This is a genomic window from Candidatus Polarisedimenticolaceae bacterium (assembly GCA_036376135.1).
Lineage (GTDB): Bacteria > Acidobacteriota > Polarisedimenticolia > Polarisedimenticolales > DASRJG01 > DASVAW01.
The window spans coordinates 1-17,320 of the sequence record DASVAW010000132.1 but is presented as its reverse complement, the minus strand read 5'-3'; the positions used below and the strand labels follow the sequence as shown (position 1 = coordinate 17,320).

Sequence of the window (17,320 nt, the reverse complement as noted above, 5' to 3'; positions counted from 1 at the left end):
CCCGCATGCGAAAGATGCTGCTGCACGATGGGCGCTATGTCATAACTTCATACAAACAAAGAACTTATGGCCGTGGTCGGGGGGCGTGGGTACGTTCTGCGCGCCGAACTCCGGAGGGAGTGGGGGTTCGATGCCCGCACGCGGACAGGACGTCGTCATCACGGGACTCGGTCCGATCACCTCGATCGGGTGCGGCGTGGCCGCGTTCTGGGACGGCATCCGACGCGGTGCATCCGGCGTGCGGCGGCTGGAGTTCCCATGGTTCCGGAGCCGGGGGTTCCGCTCGCGCCTCGGGGCTCCGGTCGACGACCCCGATCCGGCGGCACTGGGGCTGAGCCCGCGCGAGGCGGATCTGCTCGACCCGGCGTCGCGGTTCGCCCTCGCGGCGGCGGCGCTCGCCCTCGAGGATGCCGGGCTCTCGCCGCGATCGTCCGAGGCGCTCGAAGGCGTCGACGCCGATCGCGTCGGCGTGGTGCTCGGCACCGGGATCGGCGGGTTGTGCACCCTCGAGGAGTCCCACCGCGCGTGGGTCCTGGGCGAACGGTTCTCGGGGACCCTGCGCTACGCCCTTCCGATGCTGATCCCCAACGCCCTCCCCGCGCAGGTGGCGATCCGTTTCGGATTCCGCGGCGAGAACAAGACGGTCTCGACCGCGTGCGCCGCCGGGACGATGGCGATCGGAGACGCGTATCGCCTCGTCCGCGACGGCGTGCTCGACGTGGCGCTCGCCGGGGGCGTGGAAAAGACGCTCTCCGACGTGGACGGCTACGGCCTGCTGGGGTTCGACCTGCTCCGGACGTTGTCCACGCGCAACGACGAGCCCGAGCGCGCGTCGCGCCCGTTCGACGTGGACCGGGACGGCTTCGTGCTCGGGGAAGGTGCGGGCCTGCTCGTGCTCGAGCGGGAGGAGCACGCCCGCGCGCGCGGGGCGAGGGCCTACGCGCGAATCGCCGGGTACGCGGCGACCTGCGACGCGCACTCCATGATGCAGCCGGAGCCCGGCGGCGGGCAGATCGTGCGCGCGATGCGCGGGGCTCTCGCCGACGCCGATCTCGCCCCGGGGGACGTCGGCTACCTCAATGCCCACGGCACGGCGACCCGGCGCAACGATCCCCAGGAGGCCGAGGCGATCCACCGGGTCTTCGGTCGCAAGTCGGCGGACCTGCTCGTCAACTCGACGAAGGCGATGACCGGCCACGCGATCGGCGCCGCGGGCGGCATCGAGGCGATCACGACCGCGCTTTCGCTGGCGCGCGGGCTGGTCCACCGCTGCGTCAACCTCGACCGCCCCGACCCGGCGTGCGATCTGAACCTCCCGCGGGAGAATCGCGACGTCTCGCCGCTCGCGGCGATGTCGAATTCGTTCGCCTTCGGCGGGCACAACGCGTGCCTCGTGCTGGTGCGCGCGTGAGGCGCGACGCATCGTTCGTGCTCGCCGCGACGGCCGCCGGGGGGCTCGCGGGGCTGTGCTGGCTTCCGCTCGGCCTGGCGCCGCTGTTCCCGGTCGCGATGCTCCTGGCGATGCGCGGGTTGCGTCGGGTCCGGACGCCGCGCGGAGCGGTGGCCTTCGGGCTCGCCTTCGGCGCCGCGAGGTACGTCGTCGCGGCGCACTTCCTCCTCGCGCTCCTGAGCTACTCGCCGCTGGCGATCGCGATCTACGCGTTGGCCATCGTCTTCATCCTGCCGTTCGGCGTGCTCGAGTGCTGGGGTGCCTTCGTGCTCGAGCGGCGTCTTCGGATTCCTCGCGGCGTCGGGTTCGGCGCGCTGTACGTCCTGGGGGGCTGGTTGCGCACGCTGGGGGACCTCTCGTTCCCCGCGGATCGGCTGGCGCACGCCTTCGGCACCGACCCCGCGTGGCTCGCCGCGAGCCCGTGGATCGGGCCGACCGGGCTCGAGGTCCTCGTGTTCGCGAGCGCCGCGCTCCTGGATCGCGCGATCGAGACGAGGGGCAGCCGGCCCCGGGCGGCGGTCTGGGCGTCGTCGGCGCTCGCGGTCTGGCTGAGCCCCGTGCTCCTCGACGCCGTCGGTCCGTCCGTTCCCGCGCCTCACCCCCTGCGCGTCGGGGTCGTGCAGCCGGCGGTGGAGCTCGCCGACAAGATGCGGAAGGACCGCTGGCCGGCGCTCTGGGCCCGGCTCGAGGGGCTGACCGTCGATGCCGCCCGCGACGCCGACCTCGTGGTCTGGCCGGAAACGGCGCGTCCATCGCCTCTCCTCTGGGACGGTGCCGCGGCGTTCCGGGACCCGGAGATGGAGGCGCTCGCCCGCCGTGTCGGAGTGCCGATCCTCTACGGCTGCGAGATCGCGAGACGCGACGCGGGGGTCGTGACCGCCCTTTACAACGGGGCGGCGATCGCCTATCCGGACGGCCGACCGGCCGTCTGGTACGGAAAGCAGCATCTGCTCCCGTTCGTCGAAGGGGTTCCGTTCGTGCGGGCGTTCGGTTGGGATCCGCACCGGCGCACCGCCGGGGAGCGTCGGTCGTTGCTGACCCTGCTCGGGCCGTTCACTCCCGGGCCGCCCCCGCCGCTTTTCGAGGTGGGCGGGGCCCGGATCGGCGTGCTGATCTGCTTCGAGGGGATGTACGACGCGCTCGCGCGTCGATACCGCGACGCCGGGGCCGACCTCCTCGTCGTGCTGACGAACGACGCGTGGTGGGACGGGAGCGTCTTTCCCGAATGGCACGCGAGGATGGTCGCGGCGAGGGCCAGGGAAACGCACCTCCCCGTCGTGCGCGCCGCGAACAACGGAATCTCCGCGGCGATCGACCCGGCAGGCAGGTTACGGAACTCCACGCGCTGGGGGGAGGCGACGGCGATGCGCCCGACGGACGCCGCCGACCGGAGCCCCACCTCGCTCGCACGTCGCTGAGCGCGGTCGATGTGGCTCTACCGCGTCAATCTGCTCGTCGCGCCGGCGACGCGATGGTTCTGGCGCGTGGAGGTCCACGGCGCCGAGCACGCGGGGGTCTCCGGCCCGCTGATCGTTGCGGCGAACCACGCCTCGTACATGGATCCTTGGTTCGTGGGTGGGTTCTTCCCGAGGAGGCCCGTCCGATTTCTGATCAACGAGCCGTGGTTCCGGCGCTCGCCGCTCTGGACCGCGGCGTTCCGGAGCCTGGGGGTGGTCCCGGCCGACGCGAAGGACCCTCTCGCGACGGTCCAGCGCGTGGTGGCGGCGCTGCGCGAGGGGGCGACCGTCGCGATCTTCCCGGAAGGGAGGATCTCCCGCGACGGATCGGTCGGGTCGGGACGTCCGGGGATCGGCCGCATCGCCGCCGAGTCCGGCGCGCCGGTCGTGCCGTGCGGGATCCGCGGTACCTACGAGAGCCTTCCGCGCCATCGGTGGGTTCCGCGGCGCTCGACCGTCGAGTTGCACCTCGGCAGGCCGCTGTTCTTCCCCGGAGCTCCGACGCCCTTCCCGTCGCGGGGGGAAGTCGGCGCGTTCGTCGACCGCGTCATGGCGTCGATCGCCGACCTCGCGGCCAGGCCGTCGGTGTGGAACACTTCCCGGGCCCTCACCGCCAAGGAGGCCCCATGATCCTCGACGCGTTCCTCGCCGTCGCGCTCGCGGCGACCGGCGCCCCCCCGGAGAAGCCGATGTCGTTCTTCGATCTCAACGTCAGGACCCTGAGCGGCGACGCCAAGAGCCTCGCCGACTACAAGGGCAAGGTCGTGCTCGTCGTGAACACCGCGTCCGAATGCGGCTTCACCCCCCAGTACGCGGGGCTCGAGAAGCTCTGGAAGGAGTACAGGGACAAAGGCGTCGTCGTCCTGGGGTTCCCGTCGAACGACTTCGGAGGGCAGGAGCCCGGCACCGCCGAAGAGATCAGGACGTTCTGCGAGAAGAAATACGCCGTGACGTTCCCGATGTTCGAGAAGGTCGTCACGAAGGGGGCCGGCCAGTCGCCCGTCTACGCGTTCCTCACGGCAAGCCAAGGGGAGCCGAAGTGGAACTTCCACAAGTACCTGGTCGGCAGGGACGGCCGGGTACGCGCCTCGTTCGGCAGCCGCACGACGCCGGAGAGCGACGAGCTGCGCGCCGCGATCGAGTCGGCGCTCAAGTAGCGGCTCGCCCGCCGCGGAGGGCGAGCGCGAGCTTGCGGAGCGCCCGGGCCTTCCGGGCTCGAACCAGATCGCCACGCAGGTGGAGCGCCCGCGCGATCGCCGGCCCCGAGCGCCCGCACCAGTAGGACAACGCGAGGATCGCGCGGTCGGTGGTCCTCAGCCCCGCGACCCCGCGCATGGCCTTCGCGATCGTGCTGCCGCGGGTGATGCGCGAACGCGTCCGCCGCGCGCGCAGGTCCTCGGGAAGCGTGACCTCCGCGGGGTGTCGCGCGCGGGTCCGCGCGAAGCCCGCGACCACGTTGCGGCCGATCCCGTGGACGAACGCCGCGAGGTGTTCGGGGGAGTCGATCCGTCCCGCGCGCAGCGCCTGCAGGGCGGCGAGCAGCGCCTCCTGGGCGAGATCCTCCGCGTCGGCGGGGTTGCGGGTGCGGGCGAGCATCATCGCGCGCAGCCGCCGCCCGTACCTCCGTCCGAACTCCTCCTCCGCCGCGAGGTCCCCATCCCGAATCCGCCGGGCCAGATCCGCGTCGTCGAGAAGGCCGGTTCCGGGCTCCATGACGTTCCCTCCGGGAAGGGTACGGGGCCCGGGAGGCCGGCGTTGGGCGGGATTTCTCGCGAGTTGCGTCACGCCCGGCCCAGGCCGACCACCAGGGGGTGGAAAGGAAGGAGGCAGCCATGAAAACCCGCTGGTTCGTGACCGTCGCGGTGGCTTCGGGGTTCGTGCTCGGGGCCGCCCAGGCGCAGCGCATCGAGTTGATCCAGGGATCGGCTCCGCCGCCGACCGCGGGGGCCGCGATGTACGCGACGTACTGCGCGCGTTGCCACGGCGAGGACGGAAGGGGCGACGGCGGGGTGTCTCCCGTGCTGGCCAACAAACCCGCCGACCTGACCGCGCTCACGCTCACCCACTCGCCGGAATTCCCGCGCCGGCACGTGCTCGCGACGATCAGGTCGGGGCACGCGGAAAGCCCCACGACGACCCCGATGCCGGATTGGGGAACGATCTTCCGGTTGCGGGTCGGGGACGACCCCGCGGTGCTCGAGATGCGGGCCCGCGCCCTCGCCGACCACCTCGAGTCGATGCAGCAGCGCTGAAGGCCTACATCCCCGGCTTCGCCACCGCCGCCCACGCCGCGATCGCGCCGAGCAGGGCGCAGAGCAGCAGCACGGCGGTGGCGTTGCGTCCCGCGGACTTGACGAACGCGAGCGCCGCGCCGAGCGCGAGCCAGACCCCGAGCTTCACGTAGACCCAAACCCCCCAGGAGGAGGGGCCCCCCATGCCGAGCTTGGCGAGCAGGCCGAACCCCGCGAGGAAGATCACGAACAACGCGACGCCGTGGAGGACCTTGAACGGTTTCGACGCCTCGGGGCGTCCGACGAGCGAAAGCGCCGCGAGCCCGCCCAGCGAGGAGAACAGCGCGATGACGCCGATCAGGTGGACGACTTTCCAGAGCTCATAGGGCATCGGGGAACCTCCGACCGGTCATTCTAGTGGGAAGGCGCTCAGGCGCGCTCGGACAATGCGATCTCGGCCCCGAGCGCCAACACGAACCTCCCCCGTCCCGCCGGGTCGATCCGGATCTCGGGGCAGCGCTGCTCGAGGCGGCGCCGCAGCAGGATGAGGCGGCTTTCGAGGTTGTCCTTGTACTCGGGAAGGCTGAGCGTCTTGTCGAGACGAAGCTCGCGATTGGTGAACTCGGTGCGCCCCGTCGTCGCGTGCTCCCGGAGCAGCCTCCACAGGATCTTCGCGGGGAGACTTCGCACGAGGTACTCGCCGTCCACGAGGACCGTCTCGTCGGCGGCGTAATACGTCGCCTCGAGGCGCTTCGTCGACTTCGCCGGCGCGGGGGCGGCCGGAGGCGCGGGCTCCTCCGCGTCCTCCGACCGCTCGCGCAGGAGCGTGTTCTGGATCGCGATCGCGAGGTAGTTCCCGAGCAGCTCGAAGAAGGCCTTGTCCTGCTCGTGAAAGCGGTAGGGAGTCTCGCTCTCGATGCACAACACCCCGATCAGCTCGCCGTGGGCGAGGAGCGGGATGCCGAGCTGGCTCTCCGGTTGCCGGAGTCCGGGGAGGGGGATCGCGCACTCCGCGCGGATGCCCTGTTCCTGCGCGCGCATCGCGACGGCGTGGGCGTAGAGCATTTCGCGGAGCATCCCGGAGATGCGGATCGGCTTTCGCGCCTCGGCGACCATGCCGATGATTCCCTCGCCGATCCCGACCTCGGAGCCGACGCCGCTTTCGGGGTAGCCGCGGCTGGCGATCGTCACGAGGCGGCCGGGGTGCTCCCCCGTGAGGACGATGATCGAATTCGCGAAGCCGAACTGATGCTCGAGGGTTTCGAGCACCGCGTCGAGCAGCGCCTCGAGGCTGCACGTACGATGGATGCGTTCCGAGAACTCCTGCAACGCGCGCATCGTGAACAACGCGTCCGCCGTCGCGGCCGCGCGGCGCGGGCAATCCTCGGGGACGGGGATCCCGGGCTCGTCCGGCGCGGACTCGATCGACAGGACCTCGTAGATGTCCGCGGCGCGGAGTCGGAAGATCCCCTTGAGCCCCTCGTGCGAGGCGATCGCCTCGATGCGCAGCGCCATCGCGTCGAAGACCGGTCCTTCGGTCTCCGATCGGACGAAGCGCAGCCGGAGGCTCCAGCAGCGCAGGGTGTCGGGATCGTAGACGCGCACGAGCGCGCGCGGGTTCTCCGCCACGTTGCGCCGGCTCTTGTTGAAGAACTGGAACGACAGGGCGACGTGGTTCCGGTCGACGTAATCGACGTGGCTCAACAACGCCACGTTCGGTTCCGCCGACCGCGAGCAGGTGTAGAACGTCGCGGGGATCAGTCCCTGGAAACAGGGGGTCAGGCTCTCGAGGGTGACGCTCATCGCAGCGGCTCGCCGGCACCGGGGCCGGGGGTCTGCTCGTAGCTCTCCGTCGCGCGGAACCGAAGCGCCACCGCGGGCCAGGGGCTCCACCCCGCCATCAGGTCGCGCGAGATGCCGATCGTCTCGAGACTCCGGGCGAACCCTTCCGCCTGCCGCGCGACCTCCTCGACGTCGTCGGCCGTCGCTTCGCGGCTCCCGACGAACGTGCCCTTGATCTGGCAGGTGCGGTGATCGACCGGCCTCCCGAAGGTCAGGGCGATCCGTGGATTCTCGGCGAGGTCCCGGACCAGTGCCGGCGCGACGCTCGCGTGCACGAAGACGACCACGTGCGCGAGGTCGGGCTCGACGACGGCGGCGAAGGCACGCGTGCCGTTGGGTTCGAGCTCCCGGGAGGCGGTGGCGACGTTCAGCGACAGCCCGGAAGTCAGAAAACTTGCAACTTCTTCACTCAGCATGGGGCGCTCGACCCCACGGTACCAACTTAGGAAACAGTTAGGAAGAGTTTAGGGATTCGTGATGGCGGCGTCCTCCGGTTTCGGGCGTCTCATGAGGCGGAACGACGAAGGAGGACCTCATGAAAACGACCTGGATCGCGATCGCCGCCCTCGCCGCCGCCCTTCCCGCGACGGCATCCGAGGAGCTCAAGCCCGTGAGGGGGAGCGCGGAGCGCGGCGCCTACATCGTGCGGACGCGTGGGTGCAACGACTGCCACACCCCCTGGAAGATGGGACCGAAGGGTCCGGAGATGGACATGAGCCGCGCCCTGACCGGTCACCCGCAGGACCTCGTGATGCCTCCGGCACCCAAGCTCCCCGAAGGTCCGTGGGTGTGGGTCGGGGGCGCAACCAACACCGCCTTCGCCGGCCCGTGGGGGACGAGCTTCGCCGCGAACCTGACCCCGGACATGGAGACCGGCCTCGGCAAGTGGACGTTCGAGACCTTCAAGCAGACGATGCGCACCGGCCGTCACGAAGGGCAGGGGCGACCGATCCTCCCGCCGATGCCGTACTTCATGCTCGGCGCCGCCACCGACGAGGACCTCGCCGACCTGTGGGCCTACCTCCGGTCGCTCGAGCCCGTCCGCAACAAGGTTCCGCAGCCGATCGAGCCGGCGGAATAGGCCGATGCGCGCGCGCTCCATCCTCGCGGCGCTCGCGGGGGTCGCCGCGCTCGGCGCGGCGACGACGCAGCCGCCGCAGCGGCTCACCGAGACCGGCCTTTACGCCGGTCGCGGGACCGCGGTGGTCGACGCGCGCAACCGCCCCTTCTCGCCCCAGTACCCGCTCTGGACCGACGGCGCGGTGAAGTCGCGGTGGATCTTCATTCCCGACGGGACGACGATCGACACGACCGACCCCTTCCGCTGGTCCTTTCCGGTCGGGACGAAGCTCTGGAAGGAGTTCGCGTTCGGCGGGAAGAAGGTCGAGACGCGTCTGGTCTGGAAGACCGGACAGGACGCGTGGCTGTTCGCATCGTACGTCTGGAACGACGAGCAGTCGGAGGCGTACCTCGCCCCGGAGGAGGGGGTCCCGAACGTCGCCGAAGTCGCGCCGGGGAGATTCCACTCGATCCCCGCCCGCACCGATTGCGTGGCCTGTCACCGCGGCGGGAAGGGGGAGTCGCTCGGGTTCGACGCGCTCCAGCTTTCCGACGACCGCGACCCCGCAGCTCCGCACGCCGAGCCGCTCCGGCCGGGGATGGTGACCCTGCGCTCCCTCGTCGACGAGGGGCGCCTGGTCCCCGATCGTCGCGAGTGGGTCGAACACCCGCCCAGGATCGAGGCGGCGACGCCTCGCGAGCGCGCGGCGCTCGGTTACCTCGCGGCGAACTGCGGCGCCTGCCACAACTCCCACGGTCCGCTCGCGCGCCTGGGCCTGGTGCTCGCGCACGAGCCGGGGTCGGCGGTGTTTCGGAGCACCGTCGACGTCGCGGGAATCTACGCCGTTCCGGGGATCGCTCCCGAGCGCTCGCGCCGCATCGCCCCCGGGGCCCCCGAGAACAGCGCGCTCCTCCACCGGATGAAGTCGCGCCGCCCCATGTCCCAGATGCCGCCCCTCGGGACGGTCGTCGCCGACGCCGAGGCGATCGAGCTCATCCGCGGGTGGATCGCCGACGACCTTCCCGCGAGCGGCGCGGCGCGGTAACCTCCGCGCCATGACGGGCTCGGTGCTCGTGGTGGGCGGCGTTTCCTGGGACACGATCGTCCGACTCGATCGTCTGCCGGAAGGACGGCCGCAAACCGTCTTCGCGAAGGGCGCGCGCGAAACCGTCGGGTCGACCGGCGCGGGGAAGGCGATGAACCTCGCGCGCCTCGGCCTCCCCACGACGCTGCACGCGCTGCTCGGCGAGGACGACCCCGGGAGCCGCGCGCAGGCCGCGTTGCGCGAGGCGGGCGTGCGTCTGGTGACGGAGAGGGACCCGGCGGGAACCGAGCGCCACGTCAATCTCATGGACGACGCGGGCGGACGGCTGTCGATCTACGCCCAACCCGCGACCTTCGAGCCCGCGATCGACCTGCCCGCGCTCGAATCGCTCGCGGCGTCGCACGACCACGTCGTCGTCAACATCATGAACTACGCGCGGCGCCTGCTTCCCGCGCTGCGCGCCGCCGGGCGCGAGGTCTGGTGCGACCTGCACGACTGGGACGGGAGGAACGCCTACCACTCCGACTTCGTGGAGGCGGCCGACCGGATCTTCCTCAGCGCCGACGCTCTGGAGGATCCGCGGGCGGCGATGGAGCGGATCGTCGCCGCCGGGAAACGACTCGTCGTCTGCACCTTCGGCAGGGACGGGGCGCTCGCGCTCACCGGCGAGGGGAGGTGGATTCGGATCCCGGCGGTGCCGGGGGTCGCCGCGGTGGACACCAACGGCGCGGGCGACGCCTTCTTCGCCGGCGCGTTGTTCGGCCACGTCCGCGGATACCCCGTCGAGCGCCAGCTTCGCGCCGGAGCGGTCGTGGCCGCGTGGTGCGTGCGCTCGACCGAGCTGGCCCACCCGGAGCTTTCGGCCTCGCGCGTCGAGGCCGACCTCGAGGCGCTCGATGAGTGACGGCACCCCCGCCTGGGCGCGGGGCGCGGTCTTCTACGCGATCTTCCTGGACCGGTTCGCGCGGAGCGGCAGCGCTCCCGCCACGCTCGACGCGTCGGCTCTCGCCCCGTGGGACTCGGGCCCCGAGGTGCGTGGTTATCGCGGCGGCGACCTCGACGGTGCCGCGTCCCGGCTCGACCACATCGCGAGCCTCGGGGCGGACGCGATTCTCCTCTCCCCGGTGTGGCCCTCCCCCGCGTACCACCGATACAAGCCGGTCGATCCCTTTGCCGTCGACCCGATGCTCGGCGGCGATGCCGCGTTCGACCGGTTCGTCGCCGTGGCCCTCTCCCGCGGCCTTCGCGTCGTCCTCGACGCGGTCCTCAACCATGTCGGCAGCGGATACCGGGGATTCCAGGACGTGCTCACCTACGGCGAGCGATCGCCCTGGCGGCGTTGGTTCGTGCGGGAAGGGGCCGGATTCCGCGGCTGGAACGGGAACGCGTCGATGCCCGTCCTGAACCACCACGAGCCCGCGGTGCGCGAGCACGCCGCGAAGGTCCTCGAGTTCTGGCTGCGTCGCGGCGTCTCCGGGTTCCGGCTCGACGCGGCGGGGGAGATCGAGGTTCCCGAACTGTGGGCCGAGCTGCGGGAACGCGCGCGCGAGGTTTGCCCGGAGGCGCTCCTCGTCGGCGAGGCGTGGCCACCCGCTCCGGACCGGGTCGGAGGTTCCGCCTGGCACGGCGTGACCCATTATCCGTGGCACGGCGCGGTCACCTCGTTCGTCGTGGGCGCCTCGGGGGCGGAGCGATTCGCCGCGGAACTGGAGCGTTTGCACGCGCTCTACCCGTGGGAGAACACGCTGACGTCCTGGACGTTCCTCTCGACCCACGACACGGCGCGGTTCCTCACCTCCGCAGGGGGCGATCGGAAGGCGCTCGATCTGGGGGTCGCCCTGCTCGCGACCCTTCCGGGCGCGCCGGTCCTGTACTACGGCGACGAGGTGGGGATGGAGGGCGGGGCACCCCCCGCGTCCCGCGCTGGATTCGCGGCCGACGACCGCTGGGACCGCGATCGGCTGCAGGCGGTCCGGACGTGGATGGGGCTTCGGCGGATCCACCCCGTGCTGCGAACCGGCTCGTTCCAGGTGGTCGAGGCCGTCGGATCGCGGCTGCGGTTCGTCCGCGGCGAAGGGGAGGCGGTCTGCCGCATCACGGTCGACGCCGACCTCCGATCGGCGTACATGGAAACGGGGGTCCGCCATGCGCGTTGACATCGTCCGTCCCGCCGTTCTGTTCGTCCTTTTCGCCGTTTCCGCCGCGGCCGCGGCTCCTCCCGTGGTCACCGAGGTCCGTCCGGTCCCGGGGGCACCCGACCTCTTCGGCCCGGGGATCGGAGTCACGAACCTCGACGCGGGCGACCTCGTCGCGGGCTCGAGCCGATGGGACCACGACGGCGACGGGATCTACTTCAACGAGACCTACGTCGCGTTCCTCGCGTCGCCGGCGACGCCGACGCGGGTCTTCGCGATCCCGGAGGACCTCTACTACGGGTCGGTGATCGACACCGTCTCGGAGATCGCGGACAACGGGATCTGCGTGGGCACGAACCTCTGGCGCCGCGAGTTCCGCAACAAGCCGTTCGTCTGGACGCCGAACGCGGGGCTCCACTTCCTCCCGTGCTCCACGCGCGGAAGCGCCGCGTGCATGGGGAGTGCCGCCGCGGTGAGCGCGGACGGCCGGATCTCCGTCGGCTACGTCTCTCCCCAGGCCCAGGGGGCCTCGCCGCGCGCGGCCCGGTGGTCGATCGTCGACGGACGGCGGTTGCGCCTGACGCTGCGCGAGCTCGAGACGGCCGATGCGTGGTCGAACGCCTGGGACGTCAGCGTCGACGGAGGCACCGCCGTCGGCGAGTCGGGGGCCGACGAGGCGTCGATCGTCGCCGCACGCTGGGTCGGGCTGAAGCGGCAGCCGATGGAGGCGGTCGGCACCGCCTCGAGCGCCCTCTTCGTCGCGGACGACGCGAGCGGCTCGATCGGGTGGGCGGATCTCGGCGGCGTACGGGTGCTGGTGCGTTGGGACGCCTCGGGGGCGGCGACGATCGCGGCTCCTCCGGGTGGCGGCTCCGTCGAGTCGGTCCGCGCCGTGAACCGCGCCGCGACCGCCGCGGTAGGGGCATATTCGATCGGCGGCAACTGGGCGCCGTTCGTCTGGACGGTCGGAGGCGGTTTCGTGACGATCCCCGAGAACGGGCGGGAGACGGACTACGACCGCAGCGAGGCCTTCGACGTCTCCGACGACGGCTCGACCGTGGTCGGTTATCTCGGCGCGCAGGTGATCTCCAACGGCGAGCCCCCCCAACGCGCCTTCCTCTGGAATACCTCCGTCGGGTTCGTCCTCGTCAACGACCTCATGGCGGCGCACGGCGAGACCGACCCCGACTACTTCTTCGCCGACGCGATCTCGGGGGACGCCTCCAGGATCGTCGTGACGGGGAACGTGTCGGCGTCGATCCACGACACGAACTCCGTGATCGTGAGCCTCGCGTACCCCTGAGCTTGCCCTCGGCGCGGCGACGGTCGTACCGTGCCCGGGTGACCCTCGACGAACACGCCACGCGCTACCGCCGCCTCGCGCGGCGGATCCTCTCCGCGGCGGAGGAAGGGCGGCCGCGGGAGTCGTTCGTCGGTCGGGCCCTGCGGCTGCTCCTCGAGGATGCCGGGGCGTCCCGAATCGTGCTGCGCATTCGGGAGCACGGGGAGGAGGTCTCGCGGACGCTCGTCGCCGGGGCGGCGCAGGTGCGCACGGAGCGCGCACCCGCGGTCCCGGCTCCCGACGAGGACGGCCTGCTTCGGCGCCTCGATCCCGAGGGCCGGTTCACCACGCGCCTGGGAAGCGTCTTCGCCGACCGCGAAACGCTTTCCCGCCTGCGCGCGCTTCCCGAGGATCGCCGGCCGGCACACGTTCGCGGGGTCCCGCTCGACGGGGCGACGACCGCGGCCTGGCTGCCGCTGGCCGTGAGCGCCGACCCGCGGGCGGTGCTCGCGCTCGCCCGGGACGGCGCCGTTCCCCTCGATCGGATGGAAACGCGACTGTACGAGGCCCTCGCCCAGATCCTGGTGGTCGCCCTCGACCAGCAGAGCGCGCGATGGGCGCTGGCCGAGCGGATCAAGGAGCTGACCTGCCTGTTCGAGGTCGCGCGCGTCGCGGCCGATCGGGAGCTTCCGTTCGACGAGGCGCTGCGCCGTGTGGCCGCGTCGCTGCCTCCGGCCTTCCAGCACCCCGCAGGCGCGTCCGCGCGGATCGTGGTCGACGGCGAGGCGCACGCGACGTCGGGGTTCCTGGAAGGGCCCTGCCGTCTCGTGGCCGACGTCGTCGCGCACGGAGTGAAGCGCGGGACGGTCGAAGTCCACTACGACGGCGACCTCGACGCGGGGGAGGATCCGTTCCTGCGGGAGGAGCGCGCATTGCTCGCGGCGGTTGCGGGCGAGGCGGGGCGGCTGATCGAGCGCGAGAAGGCGACCCGCGATCGGGCCCGACTCGAGGAGCAGCTGCGGCATGCCGACCGGTTGGCCACGATCGGCACGCTCGCGGCGGGCGTCGCGCACGAGCTGAACGAGCCGCTCGGGAGCGTGCTGGGCTTCGCGCAGCTGGCCGGGAAGACGGAGGACCTTCCCCGCGGGACGGCGCAGGATCTCGACAAGATCGTCAAGGCAACCCTTCACGCCCGGGAGATCGTGCGCAAGCTGATGCTTTTCGCGCGGCACGAGCCGCCGCGCCCCGCTCCGCTGCGCGTCGACGCGGTCGTCGGCGAGGCGCTCGACCTGCTCGCGTTGCGTTGCGCGCGCGCGGGCGTCGCCGTCGAGCGGGCGCTCGACGCCGCGCTTCCCGCGATCGTCGCCGACGCGGCGCAGATCCGGCAGGTGGTGGTGAACCTCGCGGTCAACGCGATTCAGGCGATGCCGAAAGGGGGGCGGTTGACGGCGACGGCGGCCGCGGACGGCGCGGGGGTCGCGATCGAGATCGCCGACGACGGCGTCGGGATGGACGAGGCCACCCGCCGGCGGATCTTCACGCCGTTCTTCACCACGAAAGACGTCGGCGAGGGGACCGGGCTCGGCCTCGCGGTGGCGCACGGCATCGTGACCGCGCACGGCGGCACGATCGAGGTCGAGAGCGCGCCGGGCAAGGGGAGCCGTTTCCGGGTCCGGCTGCCGGCCGGGGGGGTGTGAGGCGTGAGAGGCTCGACGATCCTCGTCGTGGACGACGCCGCGGACACGCTGGAGGTCCTCGAGCGCAATCTCGGCGCACGCGGCCACCGGGTGCTCACCGCACGGGACGTCGACGCGGCGCTGCGCGCTCTCGAGGAGGTCCCGATCGACCTCGTGGTCACCGATCTCAAGATGCCGCGTACGACGGGGCTCGACCTCGTCCGGCACGTCCGCGAGAACCTCCCCGACGTCGAGATCATGATGATGACCGGGTACGCCTCGATCGGAGGCGCCGTCGAGGCGGTGAAGGCCGGGGCGGCCGACTACCTCGCGAAGCCGTTCACCGACGACGAGCTGTTCGCCGCGGTGGACCGGGCGCTCGAGCGGCTCCGCGCGCGCCGGGCCGCGCGCGCCGCCTCCGAGGCGCCGCGTCCGTCCGGGCTGCTCGGCGAGTCGCCGGCGATGCTCGAGGTGCACCGCGCGATCGCGAAGGCCGCGACCGTCCGGGCGACGGTCCTCGTCACGGGGGAGAGCGGCACCGGCAAGGAGCTCGTCGCGCGCGCGATCCACTACGCGAGCCCGCGGGCCTCGGCGCCGTTCGTCCCGGTCAACTGCGGCGCGATCCCGGACGGCCTGATCGAGAGCGAGCTGTTCGGCCACGTTCGAGGCGCCTTCACCGGGGCCCACGAGGCGCGCGCGGGGTTCTTTCTCACCGCCGACGGCGGCTCGATCTTCCTCGACGAGATCGCGGAGCTGTCGCCGGGGCTGCAGGTCAAGCTGCTTCGGGTCCTGCAGGACAAGGAAGTCGTCATGGTCGGCGCGACGCGCCCGCGCGCCGTCGACGTGCGCATCCTCGCCGCGACCAACAAGAACCTCCAGGCGCTCGTCGGCAAGGGGGCGTTTCGAGAGGACCTGTTCTTCCGGCTGAACGTGCTCACGATCGACCTCCCGCCGCTGCGGGACCGGGGCGACGACGTGTTGGCCCTCGCCACCCACTTCGCGAGGAAGTTCTCCGTGGAGGTCGGGCGCGCCCCGTCCCGCTTCAGCGACCCCGCGATCGCGGTGCTGCGCGCCTACCACTGGCCCGGAAACGTGCGCGAGCTCGAGAACCTCGTCCAGAGGCTCGCGGTGATGGTCGAGCGGGAGGTCGTCGAGGTCGCGGACCTCCCCCCGCACATGCGGTTCAGCGCCGCGGGGAGCGGCCTCGACCTTCGCACGCTCGCGGAGGTCGAGGCCGAGCACATCCGCCGCGTGCTCGCCGCGGCGGGCGGCAACAAGACCCGGGCCGCGGAGATCCTCGGGCTCGACCGCAAGACGCTGCGGGAGAAGCTCAAGGACTGAGGCGCTTCGCCCCGGCGGGGTGATACGCCCCGCGGCGGCGCCCGGTCCGGGACGGATCCCCGCGCTTTTCTCCGGGCATGCGCGTTGCCCTTCCTTCCTCGCGGAGGGTGACGACGATGACCCCGACGATGGAGCTTCCGGTTCTCGAGACGACCGCCACGGGTTTGTGCGCGACGTGTTCGCACGCCCCCGCGTGCACCCACCACCGCATCCCCGGCGTACCGGTCGCGTTCTGCGACGACCTGTCGCCGCTCGTACTCGAGACTCCCGACCCGTGCGGCGTGGAGGCGCTCACGGTCCCCGAGGCGCCGCGCACGACGGCGCTCAAGGGACTCTGCGCGACGTGCGAGCGGCGCGTCACCTGCACCTATCCCAAGCCCGAATCCGGGGTTTGGCGCTGCGAAGAGTTCGAGTAGGAGGAGCCACGATGAGCGGCGTGATGGAGAGACCGCCGGTCGCTGCGAAGCGATCGGTCTACGAGGACGTGAAGCGGCAGTTCGACCGGGCCGCCGACGTCATGGGGCTCGACCCGGACGTCCGGAAGATCCTCGCCACGACCACCAACGAGATCGTCGTGAACTTCCCGGTGCGCATGGACGACGGCCGCATCGAGACCTTCACGGGGTACCGGGTGCAACACAACAACGTGCTGGGACCGTACAAGGGCGGGCTGCGCTTCCACCCTTCGGTCGACCTCGACGAGGTGCGCGCGCTGGCGTCCTGGATGACCTGGAAGACCGCGATCGCCGGCATCCCGTTCGGCGGAGGAAAGGGCGGGATCCAGATCGACCCCGCGAAGTACTCCGCGAACGAGATCGAGCACATCACGCGACGATTCACGTTCGCCCTGGGCTCGAACATCGGGCCCGACTACGACATTCCCGCCCCCGACGTGAACACGAACGCCCAGATCATGGCGTGGATCCTCGATACCTACCTCCAGATGATGCCCGCCCAGGAGCGGCAGCGCTCCACGCACGTCGTGACGGGCAAGCCCGTCGAGGCGGGAGGTTCCCTCGGCCGCGAAAAGGCGACGGGGCAGGGCGTCGTCTACTGCATCGAGGCGTGGGCGCGCGACCACGGACTGGATCTCTCCCTCGCCACCTTCGCCGTCCAGGGGTACGGGAACGTCGGGTCCTGGGCGGCGCGCCTTCTCGCCGGCCACGGCGCGACGCTCGTCGCGGTGCAGGACGCGACGGGCACGATCGCCCGCCGCGACGGCATCGATCCGGAGGCGCTCGCGGCCCACGTCCGCCGTCGCGGCGGCGTGGAGGGGTTCCCGGGTGCCTCGCCCGTCCCCGAGGACGCGTTCCTCGACACGGAGTGCGACATCCTGATTCCCGCGGCACTCGAGGGGCAGATCACGGCGGAGACCGCCGCGACCCTTCGCTGCCGGCTCGTCGCGGAGGGGGCCAACGGCCCGACGACCCCCGACGGCGACGAGGTCCTGCGCGATCGCGGGATCGCCGTCATCCCGGACATCCTCTGCAACGGCGGCGGCGTGATCGTGAGCTACTTCGAGTGGCTGCAGAACAAGCGGAGCGAGTTCTGGGACCTGGAGGAGGTCGACCGCAAGCTCCATCGCCGCGTGCTCTCCGCCTACGAGCGGGTCCGCGACATCGCGCGCGAGCGCGGCGTCGATTGGCGCACCGCGGCGTACGTCGTGGCCCTCCAGCGCCTCGAGACGGTCTACAAGGAACGCGGGATCTTCCCGTGATCCGAGGCGGCGCCGTCCCGTACCGCCATGCGGGACGGCGCCGCAGTTGACGCTCCCGGGGGCTTCCGGCTAGCGTGCCCGCCG

The 17,320-nt window shown here is 71.7% G+C and carries 18 protein-coding genes; 14 read left to right on the top strand and 4 right to left on the bottom strand.

Features of this window, described 5'->3' with window-relative positions:
* Positions 1 to 130: 130 nt before the first annotated feature.
* From VF139_13695 to VF139_13680, 4 genes are read left to right on the top strand one after another with little or no spacing between them, the layout of a single operon-like run.
* The gene (locus tag VF139_13695) at positions 131 to 1,411 is read left to right on the top strand and encodes a beta-ketoacyl-[acyl-carrier-protein] synthase family protein (protein HEX6852445.1); all 1,281 of its coding nucleotides are present in this window, start codon (positions 131 to 133) and stop codon (positions 1,409 to 1,411) included.
* Positions 1,408 to 2,868: an apolipoprotein N-acyltransferase gene (lnt, locus tag VF139_13690; GenBank protein ID HEX6852444.1), complete on the top strand. Its 1,461-nt coding sequence runs from the start codon at positions 1,408 to 1,410 to the stop codon at positions 2,866 to 2,868. The genes VF139_13695 and lnt overlap by 4 nt, the downstream gene beginning before the upstream one ends.
* A 9-nt stretch (positions 2,869 to 2,877) precedes the next feature.
* Positions 2,878 to 3,537, top strand: coding sequence for a lysophospholipid acyltransferase family protein (locus VF139_13685; GenBank protein HEX6852443.1), 660 nt, complete (start codon positions 2,878 to 2,880; stop codon positions 3,535 to 3,537).
* Complete coding sequence (locus VF139_13680) at positions 3,534 to 4,064, top strand: glutathione peroxidase (protein HEX6852442.1); 531 nt, start codon at positions 3,534 to 3,536, stop codon at positions 4,062 to 4,064. Before VF139_13685 ends, VF139_13680 begins: the two co-directional genes overlap by 4 nt.
* On the opposite strand, the gene VF139_13675 is transcribed toward VF139_13680, so the two are convergent.
* Positions 4,057 to 4,620, bottom strand: a complete 564-nt coding sequence (locus VF139_13675; GenBank protein HEX6852441.1) for a sigma factor — start codon at positions 4,618 to 4,620, stop codon at positions 4,057 to 4,059. The genes VF139_13680 and VF139_13675 overlap by 8 nt on opposite strands.
* 119 nt (positions 4,621 to 4,739) lie before the next feature.
* On the opposite strand from VF139_13675, the gene VF139_13670 reads away from it, so the two are divergent.
* Complete coding sequence (locus VF139_13670) at positions 4,740 to 5,159, top strand: cytochrome c (GenBank protein ID HEX6852440.1); 420 nt, start codon at positions 4,740 to 4,742, stop codon at positions 5,157 to 5,159.
* Positions 5,160 to 5,163: 4 nt separating this feature from the next.
* Here VF139_13670 and VF139_13665 read toward each other — a convergent pair whose 3' ends face one another.
* Genes VF139_13665 through VF139_13655 form a run of 3 tightly spaced genes read right to left on the bottom strand, consistent with a single transcriptional unit; the run spans position 5,164 to position 7,396 of the window.
* A complete protein-coding gene (locus VF139_13665; protein ID HEX6852439.1) occupies positions 5,164 to 5,529 on the bottom strand; it encodes a hypothetical protein in 366 nt (121 codons plus the stop codon).
* A gap of 38 nt (positions 5,530 to 5,567) precedes the next feature.
* Positions 5,568 to 6,941: a GAF domain-containing protein gene (locus tag VF139_13660; protein HEX6852438.1), complete on the bottom strand. Its 1,374-nt coding sequence runs from the start codon at positions 6,939 to 6,941 to the stop codon at positions 5,568 to 5,570.
* Positions 6,938 to 7,396, bottom strand: a complete 459-nt coding sequence (locus VF139_13655; GenBank protein HEX6852437.1) for a pyridoxamine 5'-phosphate oxidase family protein — start codon at positions 7,394 to 7,396, stop codon at positions 6,938 to 6,940. The genes VF139_13660 and VF139_13655 overlap by 4 nt, the downstream gene beginning before the upstream one ends.
* A 119-nt stretch (positions 7,397 to 7,515) precedes the next feature.
* On the opposite strand from VF139_13655, the gene VF139_13650 reads away from it, so the two are divergent.
* The 9 genes from VF139_13650 (at position 7,516) to VF139_13610 (ending at position 17,236) form a co-directional block, all read left to right on the top strand.
* A complete protein-coding gene (locus VF139_13650) occupies positions 7,516 to 8,061 on the top strand; it encodes a c-type cytochrome (protein HEX6852436.1) in 546 nt (181 codons plus the stop codon).
* 4 nt (positions 8,062 to 8,065) lie between these two features.
* Positions 8,066 to 9,085 (top strand): hypothetical protein, encoded by a 1,020-nt coding sequence (locus VF139_13645; GenBank protein HEX6852435.1) that lies wholly within the window; start codon positions 8,066 to 8,068, stop codon positions 9,083 to 9,085.
* A gap of 10 nt (positions 9,086 to 9,095) precedes the next feature.
* Positions 9,096 to 9,989: a PfkB family carbohydrate kinase gene (locus VF139_13640; GenBank protein HEX6852434.1), complete on the top strand. Its 894-nt coding sequence runs from the start codon at positions 9,096 to 9,098 to the stop codon at positions 9,987 to 9,989.
* Positions 9,982 to 11,241 (top strand): glycoside hydrolase family 13 protein, encoded by a 1,260-nt coding sequence (locus VF139_13635; protein ID HEX6852433.1) that lies wholly within the window; start codon positions 9,982 to 9,984, stop codon positions 11,239 to 11,241. Before VF139_13640 ends, VF139_13635 begins: the two co-directional genes overlap by 8 nt.
* Positions 11,231 to 12,523, top strand: coding sequence for a hypothetical protein (locus VF139_13630; protein HEX6852432.1), 1,293 nt, complete (start codon positions 11,231 to 11,233; stop codon positions 12,521 to 12,523). The genes VF139_13635 and VF139_13630 overlap by 11 nt, the downstream gene beginning before the upstream one ends.
* Before the next feature lie 38 nt (positions 12,524 to 12,561).
* Positions 12,562 to 14,199: an ATP-binding protein gene (locus VF139_13625; protein ID HEX6852431.1), complete on the top strand. Its 1,638-nt coding sequence runs from the start codon at positions 12,562 to 12,564 to the stop codon at positions 14,197 to 14,199.
* A gap of 3 nt (positions 14,200 to 14,202) precedes the next feature.
* Positions 14,203 to 15,519 (top strand): sigma-54 dependent transcriptional regulator, encoded by a 1,317-nt coding sequence (locus VF139_13620; protein HEX6852430.1) that lies wholly within the window; start codon positions 14,203 to 14,205, stop codon positions 15,517 to 15,519.
* 116 nt (positions 15,520 to 15,635) lie between these two features.
* The gene (locus VF139_13615; protein HEX6852429.1) at positions 15,636 to 15,935 is read left to right on the top strand and encodes a hypothetical protein; all 300 of its coding nucleotides are present in this window, start codon (positions 15,636 to 15,638) and stop codon (positions 15,933 to 15,935) included.
* Between the two features lie 11 nt (positions 15,936 to 15,946).
* Entirely contained in the window at positions 15,947 to 17,236 is a 1,290-nt protein-coding gene (locus VF139_13610) for a Glu/Leu/Phe/Val dehydrogenase (GenBank protein HEX6852428.1), read from the top strand.
* The last annotated feature ends 84 nt before the right edge of the window (positions 17,237 to 17,320 follow it).